The organism is Nostoc sp. DSM 114160 (assembly GCF_053470305.1).
Genome location: NZ_JBPFGO010000004.1, coordinates 878,643 through 903,475, shown reverse-complemented (window position 1 = coordinate 903,475; position 24,833 = coordinate 878,643). Strand labels below are relative to the sequence as shown.

General features: G+C 40.8%; 26 protein-coding genes and 3 pseudogenes. 11 read left to right on the top strand and 18 right to left on the bottom strand.

Features of this window, described 5'->3' with window-relative positions:
* The first annotated feature begins 6 nt into the window (after window positions 1–6).
* The 3 genes from NSTCB13_RS35850 to NSTCB13_RS35840 all read left to right on the top strand — a co-directional run bounded on the left by NSTCB13_RS35850 (window position 7) and on the right by NSTCB13_RS35840 (window position 3,315).
* A complete protein-coding gene (locus NSTCB13_RS35850) occupies window positions 7–210 on the top strand; it encodes a hypothetical protein (RefSeq protein ID WP_448275749.1) in 204 nt (67 codons plus the stop codon).
* Window positions 211–275: 65 nt separating this feature from the next.
* Window positions 276–2,114 carry a penicillin-binding protein 2 gene (gene mrdA, locus NSTCB13_RS35845; RefSeq protein WP_445626386.1) on the top strand — a complete coding sequence of 613 codons (1,839 nt, stop codon included), beginning with the start codon at window positions 276–278 and terminating at the stop codon, window positions 2,112–2,114.
* A gap of 145 nt (window positions 2,115–2,259) precedes the next feature.
* Complete coding sequence (locus tag NSTCB13_RS35840) at window positions 2,260–3,315, top strand: serine hydrolase domain-containing protein (protein ID WP_448275747.1); 1,056 nt, start codon at window positions 2,260–2,262, stop codon at window positions 3,313–3,315.
* An 81-nt stretch (window positions 3,316–3,396) separates the two neighbouring features.
* On the opposite strand, the gene NSTCB13_RS35835 is transcribed toward NSTCB13_RS35840, so the two are convergent.
* Window positions 3,397–4,200, bottom strand: coding sequence for a M15 family metallopeptidase (locus tag NSTCB13_RS35835; protein WP_448266641.1), 804 nt, complete (start codon window positions 4,198–4,200; stop codon window positions 3,397–3,399).
* Between the two features lie 102 nt (window positions 4,201–4,302).
* Between NSTCB13_RS35835 and NSTCB13_RS35830 the strand changes: the two genes are divergently transcribed.
* Window positions 4,303–5,220, top strand: coding sequence for an AEC family transporter (locus NSTCB13_RS35830; RefSeq protein ID WP_448270173.1), 918 nt, complete (start codon window positions 4,303–4,305; stop codon window positions 5,218–5,220).
* Between the two features lie 30 nt (window positions 5,221–5,250).
* Here the strand turns inward: NSTCB13_RS35830 and tsaB are convergent, their stop codons facing one another.
* Both tsaB and NSTCB13_RS35820 read right to left on the bottom strand, forming a co-directional pair.
* On the bottom strand, window positions 5,251–5,907 hold the full coding sequence (tsaB, locus tag NSTCB13_RS35825) for a tRNA (adenosine(37)-N6)-threonylcarbamoyltransferase complex dimerization subunit type 1 TsaB (RefSeq protein WP_445626381.1): 657 nt from the start codon (window positions 5,905–5,907) through the stop codon (window positions 5,251–5,253).
* A gap of 160 nt (window positions 5,908–6,067) precedes the next feature.
* On the bottom strand, window positions 6,068–6,685 hold the full coding sequence (locus NSTCB13_RS35820; protein ID WP_448275745.1) for a 6-aminohexanoate hydrolase: 618 nt from the start codon (window positions 6,683–6,685) through the stop codon (window positions 6,068–6,070).
* Here NSTCB13_RS35820 and NSTCB13_RS35815 point away from each other — a divergent pair.
* Window positions 6,673–6,870: a hypothetical protein gene (locus NSTCB13_RS35815; protein ID WP_448266643.1), complete on the top strand. Its 198-nt coding sequence runs from the start codon at window positions 6,673–6,675 to the stop codon at window positions 6,868–6,870. The genes NSTCB13_RS35820 and NSTCB13_RS35815 overlap by 13 nt on opposite strands.
* A 52-nt stretch (window positions 6,871–6,922) precedes the next feature.
* Here NSTCB13_RS35815 and NSTCB13_RS35810 read toward each other — a convergent pair whose 3' ends face one another.
* On the bottom strand, window positions 6,923–7,171 hold the full coding sequence (locus NSTCB13_RS35810) for a Ycf34 family protein (protein WP_448275743.1): 249 nt from the start codon (window positions 7,169–7,171) through the stop codon (window positions 6,923–6,925).
* An 86-nt stretch (window positions 7,172–7,257) separates the two neighbouring features.
* Between NSTCB13_RS35810 and NSTCB13_RS35805 the strand changes: the two genes are divergently transcribed.
* Together NSTCB13_RS35805 and NSTCB13_RS35800 are read left to right on the top strand one after the other, a co-directional pair.
* Window positions 7,258–8,562 carry a CCA tRNA nucleotidyltransferase gene (locus NSTCB13_RS35805; protein ID WP_448275742.1) on the top strand — a complete coding sequence of 435 codons (1,305 nt, stop codon included), beginning with the start codon at window positions 7,258–7,260 and terminating at the stop codon, window positions 8,560–8,562.
* A gap of 698 nt (window positions 8,563–9,260) precedes the next feature.
* Window positions 9,261–9,644 (top strand): response regulator, encoded by a 384-nt coding sequence (locus NSTCB13_RS35800; protein WP_448275740.1) that lies wholly within the window; start codon window positions 9,261–9,263, stop codon window positions 9,642–9,644.
* On the opposite strand, the gene NSTCB13_RS35795 is transcribed toward NSTCB13_RS35800, so the two are convergent.
* Together NSTCB13_RS35795 and NSTCB13_RS35790 are read right to left on the bottom strand one after the other, a co-directional pair.
* On the bottom strand, window positions 9,625–10,029 hold the full coding sequence (locus NSTCB13_RS35795) for a DUF2294 domain-containing protein (RefSeq protein WP_448275739.1): 405 nt from the start codon (window positions 10,027–10,029) through the stop codon (window positions 9,625–9,627). The genes NSTCB13_RS35800 and NSTCB13_RS35795 overlap by 20 nt on opposite strands.
* 545 nt (window positions 10,030–10,574) lie before the next feature.
* Window positions 10,575–10,706, bottom strand: a pseudogene (locus NSTCB13_RS35790) (GTP cyclohydrolase II); the annotation flags it as partial.
* A 253-nt stretch (window positions 10,707–10,959) separates the two neighbouring features.
* On the opposite strand from NSTCB13_RS35790, the gene NSTCB13_RS35785 reads away from it, so the two are divergent.
* Entirely contained in the window at window positions 10,960–11,442 is a 483-nt protein-coding gene (locus NSTCB13_RS35785; protein WP_445626375.1) for a tetratricopeptide repeat protein, read from the top strand.
* 1,028 nt (window positions 11,443–12,470) lie between these two features.
* Here the strand turns inward: NSTCB13_RS35785 and NSTCB13_RS35780 are convergent.
* From NSTCB13_RS35780 to sufB, 10 genes and pseudogenes are all read right to left on the bottom strand, one after another.
* Window positions 12,471–12,770: a type II toxin-antitoxin system RelE/ParE family toxin gene (locus NSTCB13_RS35780; protein ID WP_448266649.1), complete on the bottom strand. Its 300-nt coding sequence runs from the start codon at window positions 12,768–12,770 to the stop codon at window positions 12,471–12,473.
* On the bottom strand, window positions 12,767–12,988 hold the full coding sequence (locus NSTCB13_RS35775; RefSeq protein ID WP_445626373.1) for an addiction module protein: 222 nt from the start codon (window positions 12,986–12,988) through the stop codon (window positions 12,767–12,769). Before NSTCB13_RS35775 ends, NSTCB13_RS35780 begins: the two co-directional genes overlap by 4 nt.
* Before the next feature lie 68 nt (window positions 12,989–13,056).
* The gene (locus NSTCB13_RS35770) at window positions 13,057–13,350 is read right to left on the bottom strand and encodes a hypothetical protein (protein ID WP_448275737.1); all 294 of its coding nucleotides are present in this window, start codon (window positions 13,348–13,350) and stop codon (window positions 13,057–13,059) included.
* Between the two features lie 165 nt (window positions 13,351–13,515).
* Window positions 13,516–14,148: a Uma2 family endonuclease gene (locus NSTCB13_RS35765; RefSeq protein ID WP_448275735.1), complete on the bottom strand. Its 633-nt coding sequence runs from the start codon at window positions 14,146–14,148 to the stop codon at window positions 13,516–13,518.
* 47 nt (window positions 14,149–14,195) lie between these two features.
* Window positions 14,196–14,828, bottom strand: a complete 633-nt coding sequence (locus NSTCB13_RS35760; RefSeq protein ID WP_448275734.1) for a Uma2 family endonuclease — start codon at window positions 14,826–14,828, stop codon at window positions 14,196–14,198.
* Window position 14,829: 1 nt separating this feature from the next.
* Window positions 14,830–15,434: pseudogene (locus tag NSTCB13_RS35755) on the bottom strand (hypothetical protein).
* A gap of 103 nt (window positions 15,435–15,537) precedes the next feature.
* A complete protein-coding gene (locus tag NSTCB13_RS35750) occupies window positions 15,538–16,800 on the bottom strand; it encodes a cysteine desulfurase (RefSeq protein WP_448275732.1) in 1,263 nt (420 codons plus the stop codon).
* 15 nt (window positions 16,801–16,815) lie between these two features.
* Window positions 16,816–18,188: pseudogene (gene sufD, locus NSTCB13_RS35745) on the bottom strand (Fe-S cluster assembly protein SufD).
* Window positions 18,188–18,976: a Fe-S cluster assembly ATPase SufC gene (gene sufC, locus NSTCB13_RS35740; RefSeq protein WP_448275730.1), complete on the bottom strand. Its 789-nt coding sequence runs from the start codon at window positions 18,974–18,976 to the stop codon at window positions 18,188–18,190. Before sufC ends, sufD begins: the two are co-directional and overlap by 1 nt.
* A gap of 88 nt (window positions 18,977–19,064) precedes the next feature.
* Window positions 19,065–20,504, bottom strand: a complete 1,440-nt coding sequence (gene sufB, locus NSTCB13_RS35735) for a Fe-S cluster assembly protein SufB (RefSeq protein WP_445626369.1) — start codon at window positions 20,502–20,504, stop codon at window positions 19,065–19,067.
* A 443-nt stretch (window positions 20,505–20,947) separates the two neighbouring features.
* Here sufB and sufR point away from each other — a divergent pair, with 443 nt between their 5' ends.
* Together sufR and NSTCB13_RS35725 are read left to right on the top strand one after the other, a co-directional pair.
* Window positions 20,948–21,631 carry an iron-sulfur cluster biosynthesis transcriptional regulator SufR gene (gene sufR / locus NSTCB13_RS35730; protein ID WP_445626368.1) on the top strand — a complete coding sequence of 228 codons (684 nt, stop codon included), beginning with the start codon at window positions 20,948–20,950 and terminating at the stop codon, window positions 21,629–21,631.
* Window positions 21,632–21,718: 87 nt separating this feature from the next.
* Window positions 21,719–21,979, top strand: a complete 261-nt coding sequence (locus NSTCB13_RS35725) for a hypothetical protein (protein WP_322672636.1) — start codon at window positions 21,719–21,721, stop codon at window positions 21,977–21,979.
* 228 nt (window positions 21,980–22,207) lie between these two features.
* Here the strand turns inward: NSTCB13_RS35725 and NSTCB13_RS35720 are convergent, their stop codons facing one another.
* Window positions 22,208–22,840, bottom strand: coding sequence for a hypothetical protein (locus tag NSTCB13_RS35720; RefSeq protein WP_448275729.1), 633 nt, complete (start codon window positions 22,838–22,840; stop codon window positions 22,208–22,210).
* 336 nt (window positions 22,841–23,176) lie between these two features.
* Window positions 23,177–23,503: a YbjQ family protein gene (locus NSTCB13_RS35715; RefSeq protein ID WP_190938994.1), complete on the bottom strand. Its 327-nt coding sequence runs from the start codon at window positions 23,501–23,503 to the stop codon at window positions 23,177–23,179.
* Window positions 23,504–24,151: 648 nt separating this feature from the next.
* Here NSTCB13_RS35715 and NSTCB13_RS35710 point away from each other — a divergent pair.
* On the top strand, window positions 24,152–24,832 hold the full coding sequence (locus NSTCB13_RS35710; RefSeq protein WP_448275727.1) for a tetratricopeptide repeat protein: 681 nt from the start codon (window positions 24,152–24,154) through the stop codon (window positions 24,830–24,832).
* Window position 24,833 lies beyond the last annotated feature (1 nt).

The following is a 24,833-nucleotide window of genomic DNA, read 5'->3' as shown; positions in this document are numbered from 1 at the left end:
GTTTTGATGGGTGAAAAAGTTCGTAGTAAGGACTTTAGTCCTGGATATTTAAGCACTGAAGTGCTTACTACAAACTCATCAAAATTAATGGGACAGACCAGTAGTGTGCAAAGTTTAAAATTCAAAAAGCCTTTGGACGATGCAATAGATGAGATGAGCTTATGGTATCAATTGAAAACAATTAATTACTGCCAATTAGTTTGCCCTTAAATACCTGTTAAAAATTTAGCAGAGTTATTTACAGATAATCTTAATTTTGCAATCCTCTTTTCCTTATGACTTACCTTAAACCATCTCCACTTGGCGGACAAAAAAATACACGTACTGTTGGCCAAAGTTTCCAGCCGATATTTTTAATTATATTTACTCTATTGATGCTGACAGGAATCAGCATTCGCTTGGCATATTTGCAAATTACTGAAGGAGCAAGCCACCGAAAACGAGCCGAGTCAAATCGAATTCGGATGATCCCCAAACAACCAGAACGAGGCAATATCTTTGACCGCAACGGCAAACTTTTAGCCAGTACTCGCTATCCTCGCTCTGTATATTTGTGGCCGATGGCACATACCAAACCAGCGTGGTCATTAGTGGGAGCGCGTCTATCTCAAATTCTCGACGTTCCCCAAGAGGAGATGGAAAAGAAACTAGAAGAGGCAGGTGCTAACTCTTCTTCACTGATCCGAATTGCTCGTGACTTGAATGAAGCGCAAATCACAGCATTGAAAGAGTATCAAACTGAACTTAAAGACGTAGAAATTCATACAGAAGCCGTTCGTTACTACCCCCACGCCAAGGAATTAGCCCATGTATTAGGTTATACGCGAGAACTGACCGGCGATCAGTTAAAAGAAAAGAAGCAAGAAGGCTACAGATTAGGTGATGTAATTGGTCAAATGGGAGTTGAAAAAGCTTATGAGAAAACTCTGCGGGGCGAATGGGGCGGTCAGCAGGTAGAAGTGGATGGTGCAGGTCGCCCGCTTCGGGTTTTGGGAGAGAAACAGGCGAAAGCTGGTAACGATTTGCACTTGACCATAGATTTAAATATGCAAAAGACAGCAGAAAAAGCTCTAGGCGATCGCGACGGTGCGATCGTGGCTCTCGATCCAAAGAACGGTGCTGTTTTAGCAATGGTATCTCATCCCACCTTTGACCCAAATATTTTCTCGAAGCAGAAACTCACCCAAAAAGATTGGGAATTTGTCCAAGGTGCCGATCATCCCTTGGTGAATCGCGCCCTCAGCGCCTTTCCACCCGCTAGCACCTTCAAAATTGTTACCACCACAGCCGGTCTAGAATCAGGTAAATTTTCTCCTAGCACAGTCCTGCAAACTTACGGTTCTTTGAGTTTTGGCGGCACCCGATTTGGCGAATGGAATCACGCCGGGTTCGGGCCATTGGGTTTTGTCGGAGCATTACAGTGGAGTAGTGATACTTTCTTTTATCAAATTGGGCGCGGAGTCGGCGGCCCAACTTTAATTGAGTGGACTCGCAAGTATGGATTTGGTAAAAAAACTGGTTTTGAGTTTGCCAACGAAGAAGCAAAGGGTTTAGTGCCAGACGAGGCATGGAAGCAGAAAACTTGGAAGATACCTTGGACTGTAGGCGACAGCATTAATATGTCAATTGGTCAAGGTGCTTTACAAACGACACCTTTACAAGTCGCCATCATGTTTGCCGTGCCCGCTAATGGTGGCTATCGAGTCCAGCCACATTTGCTTAAAGACAATGAAGAAGCAAAAAGCTGGCGAGCATCTTTAAATATGAAGCCGACAACTATAAGTGTTCTCCGTCAGGGACTACGGAAAGTAGTAGCTGAAGGTACGGGTAAAGCTTTGAAGCAGCCAACAGTTCCCGCAGTGGCTGGTAAGAGTGGCACTGCTGAAGCGTGGAAAGGCCGTGTTAAGCAAAATCACGCTTGGTTTGGAGCGTATGCACCTGCTGAACAGCCAGAAGTTGCGATCGTGGCATTTGCCGAACATTCCGGTGGTGGTGGTGGTAGCATTGCTGCGCCCATGATTTTACAAATTATGGAGGAATACTTTCAGCGCAAGTATCCAGGTAAGTATCAGAAACCTCAGCCTGAAAATCCAGGAAATAGCAGACGAAATTAAACGTAGGGCATGGGGAAGAGGGGAAGAGGGGAAAGACTTACTGCAACTTCCCCCCTGCTCCCCTGCTCCCCTGCTCCCCTGCTCCCTCGCTCCCCTGCTCCCCTACTCCTCATCTCCAGATCGCCAAACAAAAATCAGGTCAATTATGATTGACGACTATATTCGAGCTGTAATGACTCAAAATCAAATTCCGGGGCTTTCTGTTGCAGTGGTGCAGGAAGGTGAACCTGTTTTAGTTAAGGGCTATGGACTGGCGAATACTGAACACTCTGTTCCAGCTACTGAACACACAGTTTATGAAATTGCGTCTGTCGGTAAAACTTTCACCGCTACAGCCGTAATGATGCTGGTGGAACAAGGGGTAATTTCGCTAGATGATGCGATGCCTGCGGCGGTAAACTACGCAGAATATCTCGATTGTCTACCCATAACGTGGCAAAATGTCACAATCGGGCATATTCTGTCTCATCAGTCTGGAATTCCTAGCTATACCGATGCTCCAAACTATTGGGAAATTACTCATCTTGATTTATCTAAGTCTGAAATTTTGGCTCTAGTTACTCACTTACCCCTCAAGTTCCAACCGGGTGAGTTTAGCGCCTACGACAACACAGGCTACTATCTACTGGGTTTGCTCCTAGAAAAAGTAACTGGACAATCTTATGGAGATTTGTTACAAGAGCGTATTTTTGCTCCTTTGGGAATGAATGCAACCGTGATGAATAATCCCAGTGACATAGTGCCGCACCGGGCTGCTGGTTATCGGTTACTAAACAGCAAGCTTGTTAACAAACCTTATTACAGTCCCTCAGTTACCTATTCTGCTGGAGGTCAACATTCCAGTGTGGAAGATATGGTGAAGTGGGAACAGGCGCTTTGTGGTGAAACTCTACTAAAGCAATCAACCCTGAATTTGATGTGGACTCCTCACTTTCCCAATCAGGGTGATGATTGGGAAAAATTGAGATATGTTGCAGGTTTAGGTTGGTGGGTATTTAATTATGGCGATCGCCGAGTAGTTGGTCATAATGGTTCGATACTAGGATTCGCAAGTAACATTACCCGCTTTATTGATGACAAAATTACTGTAATGTTACTTTGCAATCTCGATAAAATTTCCCGCCCAGATGCGATCGCTAAAAAAATCGCTGAATACTACTATCCAGCCCTTAAGGAAGTAGTACTTCAGCCTCCATTATGAGAAGCAGAGGTAATAATTACGAATTACGAATTACGTAGCTTGCTTCTCGCCTTTGGCGAGTATTACGAATTATTTTGGCTTCTATTGTGATATCTTAGCGGGTTTCAAGTTTCTGGCTTTGTAAAACATTTCTAAACTATTGCGATCGCCTACAAAACGCCAGTGCCAAGGCTCATAACTTACACCTTGAGCATTATCTTTGGGAAATGACATTTCAAAGCCAAAACGCGGTGCATTTGCTTGTAGCCACCGATAAGCCTTGGTATTGTCAAAGTTTGTTTGAAGATTAGTTGCTGGTACCGATCCGTCTCCAACATCCACTGCATAACCCGTGTGATGTTCGCTATGACCAGGAGGAGCGCTGAGGGCGGCTCGTTCTGCTGGCGTTTGATTTCGCTGGGCGCCGACAGCAAAAAACAACTGCTCTTGGTCTTTGACTGAGCGAAAGCCAGAAATCGGCACTAAAATTACACCTGAACTCCGGGCTGCTGCTACCATCTCCTCAAATTTTTGGGCAGCAGTTTTTCGCATTCTAATGCCCCTATTTGCGGAGATGGTTACTAGTTCTGACTCAGGGGCTTCTGGGTATGGAAAATGCCCTAACACAGTATCGCTGGAATTATTAGATGCTGGGGTCGTCGCCGGAGCAGAAGTAGCTGGTAAAGGTTGAGAATCAGCGGTTTTTTTGGGTGCAGTCACGAAAAACCACAAACCGCTAATTAAAGATAGCAAGACAAATCCTGTTACTCCCCCAATCAAAATAATTCGGGGTTGCAACCAAATTTTCGGTGCTGCAACAGGGGTATCGCGTACAGCCACTGGAATATCATCACCAAAGTCATTCGATGAGTTTTGCGGTTTTCCAGAAAACCCTGCCTTATTCAAGGGTAAACTCCTGTTTTTGTGGAATAGCCATAACAGATTTTGCACTGGACAAAAGTAGACGTAACAGGTAGCATTTTACATCTGTGGTTCTTAGGCGCAACCTTGACAAACCTTTTAGAACTATACGTCAAGCTGGGAGGATTAGTCCTAGTAGGTTTTATCCTGGGACGCAAACTACCTGTAACAGTTCCTACACGTTTAGGACTGTTTCTTTTTTGGGTGGGAGTACCCATAAGCATAGTATCGTTTTTGCGTCAATCTAGCTTGTCGGGGCAAATTTGGATTGCACCTGCGATCGCTTACCTAGCTATTTTACTAGGAGCATTTTTTGCTTGGTTAGCCATTAAAGGACAAGCCTATTTTAGAAAGACTGTTTCCCAACCATCAACTCAGGCTAGCTTGATATTAGCCGCAATGTTGGGTAATACTGGTTATCTTGGTTTTCCCATTACCTTGGCAATGGTAGGCAAGGAATACTTTGCTTGGGCGTTATTTTACGATTTGTTAGGTTCATTCCCAGGAACTTATGCTCTGGGTGTGTTGCTAGCAGCTAGTTTTGGTGGCAGTGTCCAGAATCATTGGCAGATTACTAGGGCGATTTTAATTAATCCTGCGCTGTGGGGTTTCGGATTTGGCTTGCTGTTTCGGCAGGTGACAATTCCCACAGTTGCAGAATTCTGGTTAGAAAAATTTGCTTGGAGTAGTGTAGCTTTATCCCTGGTATTAATTGGAATGCGCCTAGCGTTGCTCAAATCTTGGCGTAGCCTACCACAAGTAGGGATGAGCTTAGGAATCAAAATGCTGCTAGTTCCTTTGATATTGGGTAGCATCTTACCCCTATTTGGATTAACTGGGCCGATCGCAAAGATAATCGTGCTACAAATGGCTATGCCTCCAGCTTTTGCCACACTGGTAATTGCTGAGACATTCAATCTCGATCGCGATCTGGCAGTTACAGCATTAGCTGCTGGGGCTATAGTATTACTGGTTACTCTCCCGGTTTGGCTGTGGCTGTTTTGATTTTGGACTTATGCACTGCGATAATATCAGTTAAAGTTCTACAGGATGTTGCCCATAATATGGCAAAGCCTCGGACCAATGAGGACACTTGCCTTCTTGCCAATCGAGATTAGCTAGTTCCAAAATACTTGTCACCGTCGCTGCTAACCCAGATTGGGCTTGAATCAGCTGATAATTAGTGTTCCACTTCGCTAAAGTTTCCTGCCAAGCTTCTGGTGTCAACACTCTATCTGACAAACACACGTTTAGTTTAGAAGTATCTGGCTGAAATTGATAAATAGCAGCAAAAATTTGACCTCGTTGTGCTGGCATTTCCACAGCAAAAGTTTTTATATTTTGACTTTTACCTACTTCTGACCAAGCTACCGCAGCCAAAGTTGAAATCGCAAATACAGGAATATCTAACTGTTGCCCTAAAGTCCGAGCGGTGACAACGCCAATGCGAGTTCCCGTAAAGCCGCCGGGGCCTTTGGCAACTGCGATAAAGGACAAATCCGCCCAAGTTTGCGGTTTGATAAATTCAATTAAATATTGATGCACTAAGCTAGATAAATCGCGCCCCAGATTCCAAATTTGAGAGCGAGTTTCACCTGCAAAATTACTAATTGCCAAACCCAATTCGGGAGTGGTGGTGTGTAGTGCTAAAGCGTATTTATTTATTGCAAGGTCTTCTAGTTCCGTTGTCAAAGTTACTTAAAATATCTATTTTTATAGAGTTAACGTGATTTATTTAAGCATATAACATAGCGGTTCTTAATTGAAAAACTACTGAGTAATAATCAGCCAAACAGTCTTGTTACAAAGTTTGTGAGAGCCAATGCTGTTGACTTTCTAAAAGCGATCGCGGCTAGGATGGGGGATTTAGATTACCGCCTTGCTGTCTCAGTAGATAGTCCAAAACTCGGTCAATTCGCTCCAAGGTAGCACCCGTGGTGAGTTGAAACTCCTGAAACTGAGATTTTTGTTCTTCAAAGCTTCGGTCAAGCTTTAGCATGAGTGCTTCTAATCGCTCAGTTCGTGCCTTTGTTTCCTCTATTTCACTGCCTGCCCTTGTAAATAGGCGTTGCGTGTGAGTGATAAAGCTATCAATTTTATCAGAAAGTTGGTCAACCTTTCCCCCTACCCGATCAATACGTACCTCTAGTTGATCGAGGTGAGATTGAGTACGGTCTTGTTTTATGGTCAACTCATCAAGGTGAGATTGGGTACGGTCTTGTTTTATGGTCAACTCATCAAGGTGAGATTGGGTACGGTCTTGTTTTATGGTCAATTCATCAAGGTGAGATTGAGTACGGTCTTGTTTTATGGTTAACTCATCAAGGTGAGATTGGGTACGGTCTTGTTTTATGGTCAACTCATCAAGCCGCCTGTTTGCTGATTCTGCGTAGCTAGCAGTAGATATTAGCAATCGCTTAACAGTTTCGAGGTCATCTTCTACATGGTCTAGTCGCTGTGCGTTGGTCATGCTGGTTTCTCTTGGCTAGCTTCTTTATCTTCTACGATGCCTGCGGCGGGCTACGCCTACGCTTTCCTGGCATCTCGTTTCTGTATCATGAATTCGCGATCGCTAATGGACAAAATCTCATTACAGCAGAAATCATGTATTTGAACCACATCTGTATTAAAGGCACAGCAATGCTGTGCCCCTAACGCGTAGTCTGTTTACCTGAAAATAGCTGTAAGATACACCAATCATTTTCTATCAAGTCGGCACTAATTCACCAGGACGCAATTTCGACCACTTACCTGTTTCTCGTTTAAAGCTCAGACAACCAACAACATCCCATTCCATTTCAATCACATCATCTTTAGTCCGAATGTTGACATTGATAGAAGGTTCATTCGGCTCAAAATTTGGTGTTTCAGTCAAGTGAGGCTGTTGGTGCTGCCCTTCTACGGCATGATAGGTAACACAGCTGTCTACATAGTGGCAGTTCACGCAAATACACATAATAGAACCAACTCCAGGGGCCTTTATTGTTAATCTAACTTAAGCCCAACTGTTATTCATGAGTTGCTGGGTTGATTTTTATTACAATGCACGAATCTGTTCCTTCTACCCTCGCTCCCGAAAATTGGCCTTTTAGCTTGGAATTCTTGCCACAACCCGCTTACATGGTAGGTGGTGCTGTCCGAGATGCGATCCTGGGCAGAACTCGTGAATATCTGGATCTAGATTTTGTTATACCATCTCAGGCGGTAAAGGTAGCCAGAGCGATCGCTCATCATTACAAAGCTGGTTTTGTGTTACTCGATGCCGAACGACAAATTGCGCGTGTGGTTTTTCCCCACGCTACAGCTGACTTTGCCCAACAGGAAGGAAATAGTTTAGAAGTTGATTTGCACAGACGGGATTTTACAGTAAATGCGATCGCTTATAATCCTCATACGCAAGAAATTATCGATCCTCTGCAAGGTTATATAGATTTACAACAGAGCATTTTGCGAATGGTATCACCTGCGAACCTAAAAGATGACCCTTTGCGGTTAATGCGGGGTTATCGCCAAGCCGCTCAACTAGGTTTTACTATTGAGCCAGCTACCCAAGCCGCAATTCGTTCTTTGGCATCACATCTTAGCAAAGTTGCAGCCGAAAGAGTTAGGGTAGAAATTGGCTATCTACTGGCAAATTCTCAAGGTACTCCTTGGATTACGATGGCTTGGGAAGATGGTTTACTTGCCCCTTTCTTCAAAAATGCCACCCGTGAAAGCTTGCTCAAACTAGCAGCAGTTGACACAGCTGCCGCCTTACTCACAGAAAATTGGCAACAACTAGGCGTACAACTGCAAGAATATGTTCGCGATAGTATTAAAACTACTTGGCTAGGTATTGCCAAACTTGCTTGTCTCGTCAACCCAGATCCAGTATTAGCAGAAATAGAGCTACAGGAACTAACTTATAGTCGTGCCGAAATCCGAGGTGTAACTACTGCTTTGAAACTGTTACCGCAATTTCAAGTAGTTAATATGTCGTTGCGAGAACAATACTTTTTGTTTCATAACGCAGATATTGTGTTCCCGACTACCGCAGTGCTAGCTGTAGCAATTAATAATTTGCTAGAGGCAGTATCTAGTGACAAACCACTACACACAGCAGTGGAAACTAAAGCAATGGGCTACCAAATTTTAGCACCTTTGATTGATCGCTACCTCAACCCTGATGATGCGATCGCTCATCCCACTCCCCTAGTCAGCGGGAAGGAGTTGATTACAACATTAGATATTCCAGCTTCGCCAATTATCGGTCAACTGCTCACTGAAATTGGCGTAGCACAAGCTGAGGGGAAAGTTTCAACTCCAACAGAGGCGATCGCTTATGCACGTCAGTTACTTGATGGTTAAATATACTTAATTAATTTATGGTAATGTAACAAAGTCGATGCCTACACAATTTTGGCACTTTTGGCTAAGGCTGGCAAATCTGCAACTTTAAGTACCTTAAGTATCCCTTACGTACCATAACCCTGTTTTGTCACTTTGGGAGAACCCAATCGCTGAAAGACTTTCAGAGCTTGAATTTTCCGGTTTTGGCTACAAATAGTTACTATTAAAAAATAGAGGCTCAAAGGTTGACTCAATCAAAGTTTCAAAATCTTGCTTCGATTATTGTTTTCCAAAAGTGACAAAACAAGGTTAAAATACCGATCTTTAGAGCTAATTTGTCAACTCAAGTAAAACACTTGTCTAATCAGGGTTTCAGTAATTTAAGTCAATACAGCACTTATTCGCTGAAACTTAGACCTAGCAATGAGTTAAGTACCCTTCAGATTTTCTTTACGAATCAGCTCTTATGGTCAATCCTGGCAATTACATACATCAACTATGCTAATATGTGCTTGATGTTATGACTGCTTTACGAGGTTATTTCCTAATTAACGCTGATGGACAACCGAATGAACTATATATTAAGTTATTGATTTTTATGCTTTAGTTGGTCGTTTGTACATTCAATTAAACACTTGCTATAAACAAAGACTTTCAGGTTTTCCTGATGGGTGGAGTTTTGATGAATAGCTTTTTTTAGACAGAACTAACTGCTTATGAATAAACAGCCTTTAATTTTGGTTGTAGAACAGAGTTTACATGATTTAGAGCTACTTAATTCTCATCTAGGAATATTAAATTTTTCATGTATTTGTACCAAACAAGGAGTGAGGGCTGTGATGTTGGCACAAACTCATCAACCAGATTTAATTCTGCTAGATATGAAGCTATCTAATTTGAGTGCGAACCGAGTCATTGACGATCTCAAAGATGACTCAAAAACTGCTATCATTCCAATCATTGCAGTCACACCGATAACAACAGTACAAGACGAGCGCTTCACAATGCTCACAGCATTTGATGATTGCATTACTAAACCCTATGATTTTAATCAATTAGAAGTGGTAATCAGTCGCCACATCAGTCAGCTAAATTCCTAATATTTATCTTGGAAATAGGTTCGGGATTACGAAGTTCAGCTAATTCTTTGAGAATTACAACAATCCCACTACGACCTGTTGTTAAATTTGTGTTTGTCATCAGGTAAAGGACAGGTTGACCAATAATTTCCTCAATCAAATTTTTTAAATCTGGTTTAATTATTTTTTCTAAATATAATCGTACTTGTTCAGCTAAAGTATCATAACCTCCTTTGAGTAAAGTTTGTTCAGCTTGAGTAACAGAGTTTTCTATAGAAATTACGATTTCAGTATCAAAAAAATGACAAATGATTTGGCTAGGAGATTTTCCTAATCTATCATTATATAATTTTATGATTTGCTTTGATATTTCTGTTTCTAATTGTGCGATAGTCGGTTGTACCATTAGTACCTACTCTGTAATATTTATCGTTCTAATTGGGAAATTAATTAAATTATCCAACATTATAATAGATGATTATGGAATAGCTAAGAAAACTAATCACTATTTTATATAAAGTTACTGTATCAATGTGATGTATTTAGTATGTATTTATTTAAGAATATTGCCATATTTAATGAAGTAAAATTTGTTAACTTACGATTTGTGCAGTATTAGGTTAATAACTGGATTTGCTCGTCATTCGATCGGGGTAATCAGCTTATTTTGTGTTACATAAGCTTAGGTGTAGCCCACCGTGCCTGTATCTCATAACCCACCACTTAATTAGCTATGTTTATGCAAATGGTCATCAATGACAAAGGCATATAATATTACATGGGAATGTAATGTACATTACAAGACTCTCTATACCTTCTGGTGCAGCTAGTAAGCAGATAAATTTAGGTTCTAGTAAAAAGTATATTAGCCACTAAGATAATTTGTGAAAAGCCAATACAACATATTCGGCATTAATTCTTAGAAGCCCATCACATTCTTTACGGGAAAAGCAGCCGCGATCGTGTAATGTCATAGCGCTTAGTAATTCCTGGTAAATACCAAACTGGCTCAACTGCGGCTTTGGTAATAACCAAATTACCGCCTGGTTTCATAATCTTGCCATCTAACTGCAAACAACCTTTGTCTAACTGCATATTACAGTTCTAGTATATTGATGTCGCCAAAGGGAACTGCTAGCTACCTTAGTCAGTTTTTATTTTTATGACTTGAAATATCTAGTATGGTATTAGTCATATTGTTGAAGACAATAAATCACACATAAATTTCATAATTGACGATTAATCAAAGTTAATTTAAAGATGAGTTGAAAAATGATTTAATTGATGTATTTTGTGAGAAAGTTAATACAAAGGTATATTCACTGATCTCAAATTCATGGATTCTTTATTTATCAATTCCTTACTTGAAGAGTTGAAAAACCCGGATGCCACAGTGCGCGACAAGGCAACCAGAAAAATCTGGCGGATCTGGTTTCAGCAAAAGGGAATCTATGGGCTGGAAATAATTGACCGCAGTCAAAAGTTACTGGATGCAGGTGAAATTGCTGAAGCTGAAACAGCGCTGACGGCATTAATTAAAGACCAGCCAGATTTTGCCGAAGCTTGGAATCGTCGAGCTTTCCTCTATTACAGTATTGGCGATTATCAAAAATCTCTGGCTGATTGTCAGATGGTTGTACAGATAAATCCAATACATTTTGGGGCGCTTCATGGTATGGGCTTATGCTATGCAGCAATAGGAGAGTATAGTCAAGCTATCCGAGCTTTTCAACGTGCTTTAGAAATTCAGCCATATTCCCTAGTGAATCAAAAGTTGATTCTAGAATGTACATTTAGATTCAGCTATAACGGCAGATAGGAGAGAGCATCATACTGTTTTAGGAATCTGTTATCGTCCTCATCAACAACAATTCATCGCCTTACTCGCCATAGTTTTATTCAATACGCTTCTAGCTGAATTAATAGCAGTGTTATCACTGTTTGTACTAACAGCAACCAACTGTCAACTAACAATCGGTTGAATAAAGTTACCTTTAGTACAAACTAGATAGCACAAGCAGAACATGGTGGATTTTACCAAACGATGTCTAAGATGGTCACTGACTTGTACTGAGCGCAGCCGAAGTAGCTTGCCGTACCACTTGATGGAAGCAAGCTAGCAAGAGCGTCTCCAAGAGTTGTGCGGGCTGCGCCTACGCCACTGGTATTTACAAAGACTACAGTTTAGATGTAACTATCGAAACGACTGGTCTATAGGTTCTCAGTGGTACTCAATTGTTGATGGGGGTACAGTAGATTTCTTTATGAGTTATGGTATGGATGCCGTGAATGCCATAGCCACAGTTACAACAATTTTAAAAAAAGGCCCCTGATGTCTTATTGCACATTCCAACTCAGCAATTAAAATTCTTGCCGATATTATCTTTTACTCTGTTAAACTAAAAGTTTTTCTAACTATAGCAATCCTAAATGAATTGTGAAAATCGAGAGAATAAGAGAATATAGAGGTTTTATATTATGTTGTTTACAATCCCCAACGCTGAAGAAAACTACCTTTAGAAGGTTATCGCTTTGTAAATGGTGAATATGTATTGCAACCAGGAAATTTCGTTTGGTTATCAGAGATAGGTTTAGCAATTGGTTATGAACGGGAAACCTATTAGGGAATTAGGCGGGATTGGTTGTATTGGTATGACAAACCAGGAATCACTGCTGAACAATGTACTCGAAGACTGGCACAAGAATTGCGGAAGTTGGGGATCGATCCAGATTCTTTGAGCTGATTTCGTAGGATGCGATCGCTTTGATTACACTGTTATTAATGGCTTATTTGAGAGCAGAAATTATAGATAGTTCAGGTGATTGTAGGCGAGATCATAAAAGCGTTCAAATATTCCTGCTCTGCCATTGTTTAGGATTACGTTTGACGTGGTAACAAGCAATTACAGTGATAACATTTTCTTCTACAATATAAATAACACCATAGGGAAACCTACGTATTAGTAATCGTCGCGCTTGTCGATACACCACTGGATAAGCTGAAGGGTTACGTCCGATTAATGCTAAACAGCTATCAACTGCGCGTACAAACTCCGAACCTACTCCAGATTCACGTTGTTCATACCATTCAAAAGCATCTTGAATATCCAGTTCTGCTTCTGGACTAATTATTAACTGATAGCTCATTCAGGTAAACCTAGTCTTTGCTTCACTGATTGCCAGGTTGAACCTCGGTTTGGGTTTTGGCTATGCATCTCCAAGCGTCTATCTAATTCTTGTTTTTGCTCATCGTTGAGAGGAATTTCATCGGGTGTAGTAAGAATGCTGTCCCATAAGTCTTCGGCAAGCTGTATACGTTCAGATACACTTAGTTCGGAAATATCGACTTTTAATATGGGGTGCATGGTTGTTATTAATGTAGTTGCTCAATATAATCTTATTTTAGATTATAGATGTTATCCATGTTTGTTATCTATGTTAAACGGTATATCTGTAAAATTTCTATTGCTACAGCTACCTTTGCCTCCAACCCCTCATCAGCCAACACATCCACAAAAATTACAGATGAACCTACATCCTGTGCAACTTTAAACTTTAGGCTGCCAGTATATTCATACTCGAACCAAACATCTTTCTCATAATCTGTTTTTTGGACTCCAGAGTAGATTGTATCTAAATCATCTTGATCTATTTTGCAGTCACAAAACATAGCCAAAATTTCAATCAGTGGTTTGAGATTTTTATCAAAAATCCAGTTGGTAGCCATAAAGCTATTTTGTTTACACTAGGAGTGAATATTAAATAAAAAGGCTCAAACTTGAAAATGAGATTAGCTACTACTACAAATAATTTGCTTTACAGCATAAATATTGTAAAACAGCCCAGAATGAACACTTACCAAAATATCAGATAATCAACTAAGTAATTAAAATTAGTTTATCTTCTTCCTGACCCAAGCGCGAAATGATTTGAGCAAAGCAATTTTACCCATACTTTTACTCTGCTCAATAAATCTGCTTATCTCACTCACCGATACTATAGGAAAGGCAATACTAAACTTACACTCGACATATTGCTCTTCTATCAACTGATAAAACTTTAAATTTTGCCCATCATATCTCCAAAGTTCAGTTACACCCAACGCTGAATAAATCCCTAATTTGTTAACTGAACTGCTAGTAATGTCAATCTCAATTGCTAAGTCAGGCGGCGGATCGTTTTCTAAATCTAAAGTTTGCTTACTCCTAATAGCTAGTTCATTTTGGATATAGTAGCAAGTATCTGGTTCTATTCCCCGCTTTGATATTTTCCGCTTCAATGTTGTAGAACTAGCGCTTCTAATTTCAATTCCTAATTCTTCAGCTAAAGCAATAATAAAATTACCAAAATTACTTTTGGGGTTTTCGTGTTCAAAAAGTGGAGTCATGATTTCTAAAACACCGCAATCATAAGCAAACCGAGAACCTCGATCTTCACCTGTATCTCTCAACAAGGCTTCAAAGGTTTCCCAGCTAATGTTATGTAGCACTGTTCTTTGTTCACCAACCGTTGACTTGACAAGCATAAATTCAAAAAATAAGCCAGTAATTATATTTATCAATTAAGTACACTTTACCCTATCTTGCCCTGCACCCAACCACGGAACGATTGCACCAAATCAATTTCATCCATAGTTTTACTTTGCTGGATAAATCTATTCATTTCAATAACAGAAATTAAAGGGAAAGCGATACTCGACTTAATTTCAATATATTCGCTTGCTACTAGTTGATAAAATTTTAAAAATTCACCGTCATATCTCCATAATTCTCCTACACCTAAAGCCGCATAAATATTAAGCTTATTAATAGAACTGCTAGTAATATCAATTTCAACTGCTAAATCTGGTGCTGGATCTGTTGTTAAATCTAATTTTTGTTTACCTCTAATTAGTGGCTCATTTTGAATATAATAGCAAGTATCGGGTTCTATTCCTTTTGTTATTGGTTTACGTTTCAATGTTGTAGAACCAGCACTTCTAATTTTAGTTTTTAATTCCACTGCTAAAGCGAATATCAATCGGTCAAACTGAATTTTAGGATTTTCGTGTTCAAAAAGTGGAGTCATGATTTCTAAAGTGCCACAGTCGTAAGCAAACCTAGAACCTCTATCTTCACCTGTATCTCTCAGCAAGGCTTCAAAGGTTTCCCAGCTAACGTTGTGTAAGACTGTTCTTTGTTCCGCAGGCGTTGACTTGACAAGCATATTACAATACTTCTTCTGTCAGGATATTAGATAAAATTCCGAAAATTTTACCTATGTCATTAATATAATACTCGCTCAAGTCAATTTCAATCACTTGCCCAATGAGCTTCAAAAACTTCCAGTTAGTTCCAGTGGTGACAGTTCATAAATTGCCTGAATGTTATTATACTCACGTTCATTAAACAATTTAGCTGCTAACATCTCTGCTACACACTGACCTAATCCTGCATTGATATTTTTTTTAGCTTCTACAATTGTGACAACTGGTGTATTCAGAATTAGTAACTCTGGTGAACGGCTAATAATAAAATCGCAATTTCCATTTAAACCTTGTGCTGAATTAATAGTAAAATCAATACCAGAAAATAAACTTATTTGATTATTTAAATATTTCCTTACAGCTATTAAGATAGGGGCTATAATCATTTCTGAACGGGATTTTTCGGGATTACTAGTAAGAGCTAAAGGTACATTTTCCCGCAATAGTTCTGCAAGTAATGGTGGACAGTCTACTTCATGTATAAATGGAAATATATCAATCTTATCAGAAATAGTTAAGCCAAAGGTTTTTCTACCTCTATCTAAAGTAAAGTCACTGTATGACACTTTAGTTGCTCCTGTAAAGAATCCAGATAATTAAATTGTGCCAATTATTAGCAAGATATGTTGCTGATATTTGGCACAATTACTGTCTGAATATTTTGTAACTTTAAGCAAGTAAACCTGCAAAAAAATCGAGAGTTTCTTTCAGTGCTTTGATGAAAATATCAATTTCTTCGCGGGTGTTGTAGAAAGATAGACTTGCTCGTGCGGTTGCAGCAAGACCTAAGTAACGGTGTAATGGTTGAGTACAGTGGTGTCCAGAACGGATAGCAACGCCTTCTTGATCTAATAATGTAGATAAGTCGTTGGCGTGGACTTCTCCGGCTGTGAACGACGCAAGAGCGGCTCTACCTTCACCTTTTGCATTTGGCTTGGGGCCGTAAATTCTAATTTGGGGAATTTGCTCTAATTGTTGGAACAAATAAGCGGTTAATTCTGCTTCGTAGGCGTGGATTTTATCCATGCCGATATTGCTAAGATAATCGATCGCAGCACCAAGTGCGATCGCTTCCCCAATTGCAGGTGTACCAGCTTCAAATTTATGCGGTAATTCTGCATAAGTAGAATGGTCTAAATACACCTCTGCAATCATCTCACCACCACCAAAAAATGGTGGCATTGATTCTAATAATTCTAACTTGCCATACAGAAATCCTATCCCAGTTGGCGCGCACATTTTATGACCAGATGCTACCAACCAATCACAATCTATTTTCTGTACATCGACAGGAAAGTGGGGAACACTTTGGCAAGCATCAACTAAGAATTTAGCACCGTATTGGTGAGCGATCGCACCAATTTCTTCCACTGGATTAATGCAACCCAAAGCATTAGAAATATGCACCACCGACACCAACTTGGTTTTGTCAGAAATCAGTTTTTGAAACTGTTCCAAATTAAAAGTTTCTTCTGGTGTTAATTCTACAAATTTCAGTACTGCACCCGTTTTTTGCGCCACTAATTGCCAAGGCACAATATTACTGTGGTGTTCCATCACCGACAGAATAATTTCATCCCCAGGCTGCAAATTATTCATTCCCCAGCTATAAGCTACTAGGTTAATCGCCTCACTTGCGTTGCGCGTGTAGACGATTTCCTGACGCGATGCAGCATTGATGAATTTGGCAACTTTATCTCTAGCACCTTCATAAGCATCAGTAGCTTTAGCACTCAGAGAATGGGCACCTCGATGCACGTTAGCATTATACTGCTCGTAATAATCCCGCAGGGTATTTAATACGAACAAAGGCTTTTGCGATGTCGCCGCATTATCGAGATAAACCAAGGGTTTCCCGTTGACTTCCTGATGCAATATCGGGAAGTCAGCGCGAACTTTATCAGCAAGGGTTTTGGTAGGAGTAAAAGTCATTGGTAGATTACGTTATTACTCATTAGTCAGGGACTTGAGATTATTCACTGTGTTTAAAAGGATTTCTTGCAGAGAGGGAATCGGTATTTGGTTGATAACTTCAGCAGCGAAGGCGTTAATTAACAACTTCCGAGCATCGTTTTCATCAATTCCCCGACTTTGGAGATAGAATATTTCATCATCTTCCAATTGGCTAACGGTAGCGCCGTGAGCGCACTTTACATTATCCGCAGTAATTTCCAATTGGGGTTTGGTATCAACTCTGGCTTTAGATGATAATAGTAAATTGCGATTCAACTGGGCTGCATTTGTTAACTGCGCGGGTTTGGGTACAAAAACTTTACCATTGAATACTGCATGAGCGCGATCGCCTACAATACATTTATGCAATTGATCGCTTGTACCGTGAGGATAGTTAAGTGCGATCGCACTGTGAGTATCAGCCAACTGCCTACCAGAAATAATCGTCAACCCATTAAGAGTAGTCTGTGTCTGCTCACCAGTTTGCAAAATTTCCAAATTATGCCGCGACAACTTTGCACCTAAAGTTATGGCATGACTTGTATATCGACTATCACGAGCTTGGTTTACAGCAGTTTTCCCAATATGAAAAGCCTCTGCACCTTCTTGCTCAACCCTAGTGTGGCTCACTTGGGCATTGTCACCAACCCAAATTTCCGTAACCGCGTTAGTTAAGTAAACTCCTTCCTTTGGGGACTCTCTGCGCCTCTGCGGTTCGTATACTCCTCAACTAACGTCACCTGCGAACCACTTTCCGCCACCACCAAACAACGCGGCTGCGAAATCGTCGCCGTCTCACCCACAACGGAAATAAACACCAGATGAATTGGCGTTTCAACTACCACATTCTTCTTCACCCACACCACAGCTGCATCAGTTATCCCAGCCGTATTGAGAGCAGTAAAAACTTCCTGCGCTCCCTCAGCTTGAGCTAAATACTGCTGTACAGCTTGCTGCTCAACCGCAGACAAATCAGCCAAATTACTCACCACAATCCCAGATGGTAAATCTGAAACTGCTGATAACTCCGGCGCAAAAACGCCATTAACAAATACCAAACGACTATTAGCTGCCTCTGGCAAAATATCAAATTCTAGAGACGCAAAATTTACCGCCTCTAGATTAAATTGCACCTTTCGTAGAGACGACAAATCAGTAAATCGCCATTCTTCCTCGCGGGTGGTGGGAATAGTCGAGTGACGTACCCAATTTGCAGCACTTTGGCGTAATTCCTGCAACCAACCTTCTGTTTTCGTTGCCGTTACTTGATTTAACAACCCAGTCAGATAATCATCTCTATCTAACATCGATGTCAAACTGACTGCATTTGAATTAGGTATTGGACTAGGAGATACTTGAATACTCATTACACACCCACCTCAGCTGCAAATTCTGCCAGCACCCAGTCATAACCGCGAGACTCTAATTCCAGCGCCAGTTCTTTACCGCCACTGGTAATAATTCGCCCCTGTGCCATCACATGCACAAAATCAGGCACAATATAATCGAGTAACCGTTGGTAGTGAGTAATCAAAATTGTCGAATTTTCTGGACTTGCCAGTTGATTTACTCCATTCGCCACAATTCGGAGCGCGTCAATATCCAAACCCGAATCAGTCTCATCCAAAATTCCTAACTTTGGTTCCAGCAACGCCATTTGCAGAATTTCATTCCGCTTCTTCTCACCACCAGAAAACCCTTCATTCAAACTCCGACTGAGAAAACTGGAATTCATCTTCACCACATCCAGCTTTTCTTCAATCAAATCGTCAAAATCAAAAGCGTCTATTTCCTCTAAACCTTGCGCCTTGCGACGAGAATTGTATGCCACCCGCAAGAAATCCAAATTGCTCACACCCGGAATTTCTAAGGGATACTGAAACGCCAAAAATACACCACTTCTGGCGCGTTCCTCCGGCTCCAACTCCAACAAATTTTGCCCCTGAAAAATCACCTCACCGCCAGTCACCTCATACGCCGGATGTCCAGCCAACACCTTAGAAAAAGTACTTTTACCAGAACCATTCGGCCCCATGATCGCATGAATTTCACCCGATCGCACCTCCAGATTCACACCTTTTAGAATCGGTGTTCCATCAACATTAGCCGTCAGATTCCGTACCGACAGCACAACTTCGCTATTTTCAATAATCATCTTCTCTCCCTTCTCTCTTCGCAGTTCGTCATTCTTCCAAAAGATAAACACAGATACATCGGCGTTCTGTGTTTATCCTTGCTTCCATTTATCCAACACTGCCTTCCAACTTCAAACTCAACAACTTATCAGCTTCTACAGCAAACTCCATCGGTAGCTGATTGAAAACATCCTTACAGAAGCCGCTAACCATCATCGAAATGGCATCTTCTGCTGAAATACCCCGTTGAGCAAAGTAAAATAACTGATCTTCCCCAATCTTAGAAGTAGAAGCTTCATGCTCCACCTTCCCAGTATTATTTTGCACCTGGATATAAGGGAAAGTATTAGCATGAGCATTATCCCCAATCAGCATCGAGTCGCACTGGGAATAATTTCTCGCGTTTTTAGCCGTCGGATTAACTTTCACTAAACCCCGATAGCTATTACTAGAATTACCTGCGGAGATTCCTTTAGAAATAATTGTACTACGGGTATTTTTACCTACGTGAATCATCTTTGTACCCGTATCAGCTTGCTGCATATTATTTGTCAGCGCCACCGAGTAAAACTCACCCACAGAGTTATCACCCACCAACACACAGCTAGGATATTTCCAAGTAATTGCCGAACCTGTTTCTACTTGAGTCCAGGAAATCTTGGAATTAACGCCCTGACACAAACCGCGCTTGGTGACAAAGTTGTAAATACCGCCTTTACCATTGGCATCTCCAGCGTACCAATTTTGCACGGTGGAATATTTAATTTCCGCGTTATCCAGAGCGACAAGTTCCACAACGGCGGCGTGTAACTGGTTGCTGTCATACATTGGTGCGGTGCAACCTTCAAGATAAGAAACATAACTACCTTCTTCGGCGACAATCAAAGTCCGCTCAAATTGTCCCGTATCACCAGAGTTGATGCGGAAGTAGGTAGACAGTTCCATCGGACATTTTACGCCTTTAGGAATATAGACAAAAGAACCATCGCTAAAAACGGCGGCATTCAAAGCGGCAAAGTAGTTGTCAGCTACAGGAACAACGCTACCCAAGTATTTTTGGATCAATTCTGGGTGTTCTTGCAACGCTTCAGAAATTGAGCAGAAAATAACCCCATCTTCCGCTAGCTTTTCTTTAAATGTAGTAGCGACAGAAACGCTATCGAAAATTGCATCGACAGCGACATTTGCCAGTCGTTTCTGTTCAGATAGGGAAATGCCTAACTTTTCAAAGGTTTCTAAAAGGGTTGGATCGACTTCATCCAAGCTGTTGAGCTTTTCTTTCTTGCGTTTTGGCGCTGAGTAATAAATAATATCCTGATAATTAATTGGCGGATACTTGACATTGGGCCAAGTTGGTTCCGTCATTTTTTGCCACTGGCGATAAGCTCTGAGGCGAAAGTCCAGCATGAACTGCGGCTCGTTCTTCTTAGAGGAGATCAAGCGGATAACGTCCTCGTTTAGTCCACGCTCAATTGTGTCGGCTTCAATATCGGTGACAAAGCCGTACTTGTAAGGTTGGTTGACTAAGGTTTTGACAGTGGCACTCATCAGTAATAATCTCTCGTGTTCGGAACTCTTTTAGGATGGGAGACGGGCTGCGGCTAACCGATTCCCATCTCCCGTTACGGAATGGTTACACGGCTGCTAGAATAGTGGTGGAGAGTAAAACAACAGCTATGTTGTTTAATCTATCTTCATTTTACGCTAAATTAACAACAACAATGTTGTCAAAGTCAAACAATTTTGGATTTTAGATTTGCAATTTGGGATTGAAAGAGGTCACAAGGGTGCTTGGCTCAAGGATTTTAGATTGACGATCGCGTAGTGGGGCACATACCAGAAAACTTTTTTAATCCAAAATCGTTCGACTGAGCTTGTCCTGAGCGTAGCCGAAGGGCGAAGTCGAAGTCCAAAATCCAAAATCCAAAATCGGCACGGTCAAATTTTCAAATAAATTTTTGGGACGTTCGCTGAACGTTTCGCACCAGAAGATGGCGACTACCCACCAGTCCTCAACCAAGCAAGATATCCTAGAATATCTGCACAAACACGAAAAAGCAACGGCTTTGGAGCTAGCTGAAGTTTTAGACGTTACCCCTCAAGCAATTCGTCGCCATCTCAAAGATTTGGAGACGGAGGAGCTAGTTTTGTATTCAACATCAGTGCAGGCGGCGGGGATGGGGCGTCCGCAGCACCTTTATCAGCTGAGTCGTCAGGGACGCGATCGCTTGCACCGAACAATGAGCGATCGCTTTGGTGATGCAAGCGGAAATTTTGCGGTTTCGCTGCTAGACACCTTAGCCGAAACGGTAGGACACGATCAATTTAAATCGATTTTAGAGAAACAGTGGCAGCGCAAAGCCAAAGAATACCGCGATCGCGTCGGTAATGGTTCGCTGCGAGAACGGGTAGCCAACTTAGTCGAGTTGAGAAAAGCGGAAGGCTTCATGGCGGAGTATCATCCTGTTGATGTGAGTGACTCCTTTGAGTGCGATCGCTTTATCTTAATGGAGCATAACTGTGCAATTTCTAACGTTGCCGAATCTTTTCCTAGTATTTGCGGCCACGAATTAGAAATGTTTGCTGCCGTATTACCAGATTGTATCGTAGAACGCACCCACTGGATTATTGATGGTCAACATCGTTGTGGCTATTTAGTACAAATTCGTCATTAGTCATTAGTCCTTTGTCATTTGTCATTTGTCATTTTTTTAATAACTAATACCCAACTAACTTTGAGATAGCATTTCATTTTTTCATTTATGGATGTATCACCACAGCAACCATCAACACAATTTTTAACCCTGGAAGAGTCAGCAAAAGTAGATGCGGCGTTGTTGTCTTCCCCAGAAAAGTTTTTAACAAGATTGACAATTTCATCACTGAAGCTTTTGAAACATATTGCCCAAGAGTACGGTGTTGCTATTGAAGATTTGACAGCACAGCAAGTAATTGCCTGGTTTGAAAAAGATGGCAAAATTCGTCGCGAGCAGGGCATTGAAGGTTCATATCTGAAATGGTAATCTGCGGTAGTAAAATTTGGCGTTGCATTTACTTAGAAAAAAATAACCATAAAAATATCGCGCTTTTAAATAACAGCAATGTTTTTTAGAAGCGCGATATTCACAGATAAGAAGATATGTTGACACGTGTTGTACTAGAAACGCCAACCTGAAATAATAAACAAAAAACACCTTGCAAAAGGTGCTTTTATTGAAAAATAAATAACATTTGATTTTTCAAACAATTATTTAAGTATTGTAAGTGTTAGTCCGAGGACTACGAGCGCCAGTTACAGCTCCAATCATTGAGGCTATTAAACCCAACAAAGAACCAAACACAAACCACCACAATCCCGAACGTAAATTAGCTGCTGCATCACGAGCTTGTTGGGCACTTATATTTGCTTGTGGTACATTAACACCACCTTGCTGTTGTACCTGGTTTATGACTTCCCCAGCGTTAGAAGCAGCAACACCAAAAGCACCAGATACTCCACTTGCTAAAAGCCATGAGCTAACTGCCAAAGTCGTTGCCCAAAGAATTGCGCCGTTCAGAAGAGCTGTATTGCGGTTCATCGGCCCACAAGCACGGGTTGTAACCCAACCACCAGTAAACAGGGAAATTAGTAGAGCGACAGTTGACCAAAGCCCCGCATTACCTGCAGCGTTAGGAGCAATTGTTCTAGGCGCACCTGAACTTTCAACTGCACCTGCCGCAAACGCACCAATTATCGCACTCAAAATTAATTGTGTAGCCAAAGAAACCAACAAACCAGCAATAATTGGCCCCCAGCGAACACGGTCGTGATATTCAGCTACTCGACCTGCTACCACAGGATCGGTAGATATAACGTCATTTCCTGTCCGATTTACGTATGACATCGCTTATTTTCTCCAGTGCTATTTCAGCAACGTTTCTGCTCGGGTATATTCATCTTTATGCTTCAAATTAAATAACTAAATGTTCTGTTTTAATCTCTATCGATAGAAAGATTTAATACGTCTATCTTTAGCCAGAAAAAAACAAACTTTGTTTAACAATTTTTAATATAATTTAGTGTTTATTTATGTATTTTTTCTAAAATTTCCATCTAAAAACTCTTAACTTAAGATATAACTATTAGCTAGCTATCATAAACCAGCTTTAAAGATGTATGCCATTAGCCTTAATCTAACTAAAGCTGTGTAATGAATGTCAAAAGTAAAAATCATCAAAAACTAACGCATCCTCACAGCAGTGCCTGTGGCAGTAATCAGCAAAAGCACTCCTGACTGGTCAACATTTATTGTGCCAGTATCAATTTCAATCCCAATTACAGCATTTGCTCCTAAACGTTGTGCGCGTTGTTCTAATTCTTCTAGTGCCTTGCGTTGACCCTGCTCAAATAGACGCTCATAGCTACCAGTGCGTCCACCGATAATATCTCGAATCCCAGCCAAAAAATCTCGTAAGAAATTGCTGCCGTAGACGACTTCTGCTGTCACAATGCCTAAATATGATTCAATCACGGCTCCTTGAATGACATCAGTGGTAGTTATAATCATAAATTAACCTCCTATATGGGATATATCTTAATATTTATTATTACAGTATTTTGATAAACACTTGAATAATTGTCACTATTATTACAGAATACAGGTTTGACAAACATCCTCTCATCCAATTTTAGATTGCACTTTGGGGTTAGTCTTGTCCTAAACAGATTAATGCAACATTTGACAGTTTAAATTTATCTTATCTTTGAATGACCAAAAAAGGATGTAAATGCCTGGATGATAACTTCTCAAAGGCTAATATCAAGGATTAAAAATGTCATAACTTTGGATACAGAGTCAGCAAACTCTGAAATGAAATAAAAATAGGAATAAATTTAAAAACCTATAAGCTTGCTGTATCAGAATCTAGGATTAAGTCAGATTTCTGTTGAGTTTTTCTAGGTAACACGTATAACTACTGATTAAAAAATGTGTATTTTTGCTATAGTACTGGTTTATATGTAGGTATCTTCATCTGCCTGGGATCGCTGACACTTCATCCTTCAGTAAAAACTCTGTTATGTAGTGCTAAATGTAAAAGAAAAGAAAATGAACTATTAACATCTGAATCAATACGAAGAAATACAGTTTTCAAAAGTCCATATTTTTGTTTTAATGTACAAGAAAAAAGTCCTCTAAAATTTCAGGAAATTTACTGTGTACAAGCCAACATCATTCGTGTTTAGTGTGGTGTTACTAGGATGTTTTACTTTCACCATACCTTCAGTAGCTCAGGCTCAGGTATTAGTGGCGCAAGCCAAAAACCCAGAGTTAAAGCAATTACTGGAGGAAGGACGGAGGTTAGTGAATGCTGGGGATTATGGTGGTGCGATCGCTGTTTATCAGCAAGCAGCTAGTTTAGATCCCAAGAATGCTAAAATCCATTCAGGTATTGGGTATTTATACGCTCAACAGGGAAATTACCAGGCAGCATTAGCAGCTTATCGTAAAGCAATCGGTATCAACCCAAACAATAGTGATTTTTACTACGCTGTGGGTTACATTAAAGCCAATTTGGGCGACACGCGTGGGGCAAAGGAAGGTTATCGTCGTGCCATACAGCTGAACCGTAACAACGTCAATGCCTATTTAGGATTGGCTGTAACCCAATCCCGTATGGGAGACTATAATGCTGCTACCTGGGCATACCAACAAGCAATCGACTTGGATAAAAACAACGCCCAGACTTATGAGTTGATGGGTTCTATGTATAAACAGCGACGACAAGCCAAACAAGCAAACAGCTTGCTTCAGAAAGCCCGTGACTTGTACAAGCGGCGCAATGACTCAGATGGCGTAGAAAGGGTAGAAGCCATGCTACGGCAGTTAGGAGGATGAG

What these genes read in the sequence shown, in the direction of transcription:
- NSTCB13_RS35850 (WP_448275749.1), top strand. Translation starts at nt 7, where the DNA reads ATGGGTGAAAAAGTTCGTAGTAAGGACTTTAGTCCTGGATATTTAAGC.
- mrdA (WP_445626386.1), top strand. Translation starts at nt 276, where the DNA reads ATGACTTACCTTAAACCATCTCCACTTGGCGGACAAAAAAATACACGT.
- NSTCB13_RS35840 (WP_448275747.1), top strand. Translation starts at nt 2,260, where the DNA reads ATGATTGACGACTATATTCGAGCTGTAATGACTCAAAATCAAATTCCG.
- NSTCB13_RS35820 (WP_448275745.1), bottom strand. Translation starts at nt 6,685, where the DNA reads ATGACCAACGCACAGCGACTAGACCATGTAGAAGATGACCTCGAAACT.
- NSTCB13_RS35810 (WP_448275743.1), bottom strand. Translation starts at nt 7,171, where the DNA reads ATGTGTATTTGCGTGAACTGCCACTATGTAGACAGCTGTGTTACCTAT.
- NSTCB13_RS35805 (WP_448275742.1), top strand. Translation starts at nt 7,258, where the DNA reads ATGCACGAATCTGTTCCTTCTACCCTCGCTCCCGAAAATTGGCCTTTT.
- NSTCB13_RS35800 (WP_448275740.1), top strand. Translation starts at nt 9,261, where the DNA reads ATGAATAAACAGCCTTTAATTTTGGTTGTAGAACAGAGTTTACATGAT.
- NSTCB13_RS35795 (WP_448275739.1), bottom strand. Translation starts at nt 10,029, where the DNA reads ATGGTACAACCGACTATCGCACAATTAGAAACAGAAATATCAAAGCAA.
- NSTCB13_RS35785 (WP_445626375.1), top strand. Translation starts at nt 10,960, where the DNA reads ATGGATTCTTTATTTATCAATTCCTTACTTGAAGAGTTGAAAAACCCG.
- NSTCB13_RS35780 (WP_448266649.1), bottom strand. Translation starts at nt 12,770, where the DNA reads ATGAGCTATCAGTTAATAATTAGTCCAGAAGCAGAACTGGATATTCAA.
- NSTCB13_RS35775 (WP_445626373.1), bottom strand. Translation starts at nt 12,988, where the DNA reads ATGCACCCCATATTAAAAGTCGATATTTCCGAACTAAGTGTATCTGAA.
- NSTCB13_RS35770 (WP_448275737.1), bottom strand. Translation starts at nt 13,350, where the DNA reads ATGGCTACCAACTGGATTTTTGATAAAAATCTCAAACCACTGATTGAA.
- NSTCB13_RS35765 (WP_448275735.1), bottom strand. Translation starts at nt 14,148, where the DNA reads ATGCTTGTCAAGTCAACGGTTGGTGAACAAAGAACAGTGCTACATAAC.
- NSTCB13_RS35760 (WP_448275734.1), bottom strand. Translation starts at nt 14,828, where the DNA reads ATGCTTGTCAAGTCAACGCCTGCGGAACAAAGAACAGTCTTACACAAC.
- NSTCB13_RS35750 (WP_448275732.1), bottom strand. Translation starts at nt 16,800, where the DNA reads ATGACTTTTACTCCTACCAAAACCCTTGCTGATAAAGTTCGCGCTGAC.
- sufC (WP_448275730.1), bottom strand. Translation starts at nt 18,976, where the DNA reads ATGATTATTGAAAATAGCGAAGTTGTGCTGTCGGTACGGAATCTGACG.
- sufB (WP_445626369.1), bottom strand. Translation starts at nt 20,504, where the DNA reads ATGAGTGCCACTGTCAAAACCTTAGTCAACCAACCTTACAAGTACGGC.
- sufR (WP_445626368.1), top strand. Translation starts at nt 20,948, where the DNA reads ATGGCGACTACCCACCAGTCCTCAACCAAGCAAGATATCCTAGAATAT.
- NSTCB13_RS35725 (WP_322672636.1), top strand. Translation starts at nt 21,719, where the DNA reads ATGGATGTATCACCACAGCAACCATCAACACAATTTTTAACCCTGGAA.
- NSTCB13_RS35720 (WP_448275729.1), bottom strand. Translation starts at nt 22,840, where the DNA reads ATGTCATACGTAAATCGGACAGGAAATGACGTTATATCTACCGATCCT.
- NSTCB13_RS35715 (WP_190938994.1), bottom strand. Translation starts at nt 23,503, where the DNA reads ATGATTATAACTACCACTGATGTCATTCAAGGAGCCGTGATTGAATCA.